Source organism: Streptomyces sp. SM1 (genome assembly GCF_002910825.1).
GTDB classification, from domain to species: Bacteria; Actinomycetota; Actinomycetes; order Streptomycetales; family Streptomycetaceae; genus Streptomyces; species Streptomyces okerensis.
This window is the reverse complement of record NZ_NEUB01000228.1, coordinates 1-1,101: the sequence shown is the minus strand read 5'-3', so window position 1 is coordinate 1,101 and position 1,101 is coordinate 1. Positions and strand designations below refer to the sequence as shown.

Annotated in this window: 1 protein-coding gene; it reads left to right on the top strand. The window is 77.4% G+C overall.

Translation table 11 applies throughout. From position 1 onward, the window contains the following. A partial coding sequence (locus B9S61_RS05365) for a polyketide synthase dehydratase domain-containing protein (protein ID WP_146064718.1) occupies window positions 1-1,101 on the top strand: 1,101 nt, incomplete at both ends.

Sequence of the window (1,101 nt, the reverse complement as noted above, 5' to 3'; positions counted from 1 at the left end):
GTCCCGCGCCGCCGCCGGCCTGCCGACCTACGCCTTCCAGCGCGACGTCTACTGGCTGGAGGGCGGCCCGGCCACGGCCGGACTGCCCGCCGCCGGACTGGTGGCGGTCGACCACCCGCTGCTCGGCGCCGGCACCGAACTCGCCGACTCCGACGGCTTCCTCTTCACCGCCAGGTTCTCCGTCCGCACCCATCTCTGGCTCGCCGACCACGGGGTCTACGAGGGCGTACTGTTCCCCGCCACCGCCTTCCTGGAACTCGCGGTCCGCGCGGGCGACCAGGTCGGCTGCGACCAGGTCGAGGAACTGACCCTGGAGGCACCGCTGGTGCTCCCGGCGGACGGCGCCGTCGCACTCCAGCTCACCGTCGGAAGCCCGGACGCCTCCGGCACCCGACCGCTCAGCGTCCACGCCCGGGCCGCCGACGACGGCCCCGACGCCCCCTGGACCCGGCACGCGAGCGGCCTGCTCACCCCCGCCGGGGAACCCGTACCGGCGACCGCACCGGCCGACGCGGCCGACCCCGGGGCGTGGCCGCCGCCCGGTGCCGTCCCGCTCGACACGGAAGGCCTGTACGACCGCTTCGCGGGCGGCGGGTTCGCCTACGGGCCCGCGTTCCAGGGCCTGCGCGCGGCCTGGCGGCTCGGCGACGAGGTGTACGCCGTCGCCACCCTGCCGGACGGGCAGCAGCCGGACGCCGCCGCGTTCGGCCTGCACCCGGCCCTCCTGGACGCCGCCCTGCACGCGCTGGTGTTCGATGTACTGGAGGGTCCCGCGCAGGGCTGGCTGCCGTTCTCCTGGAGCGGGGTGCGCCTGCACGCCTCCGGCGCCACCGAACTCCGGCTGCGGCTGACCCCCACCGGCCGCGACGCCGTCGCCGTGCGGGCGACCGACGCCACCGGGCGGCCGGTCCTCTCGGCCCGCTCCCTCGTGCTGCGGCCCGTCTCGCCCGACCGCTTTAAGGCCACCCGCACCGGACACCACGAAGAGCTGTTCCGCCCCGAGTGGCAGCCCCTGCCCGCACGCGCCGGCACGGCGGCGGGCACCGTCCACGTCCCCGAGTCCTGGACCGTGCTCGGCACCGGCACGCCCCGGCCCGGCGC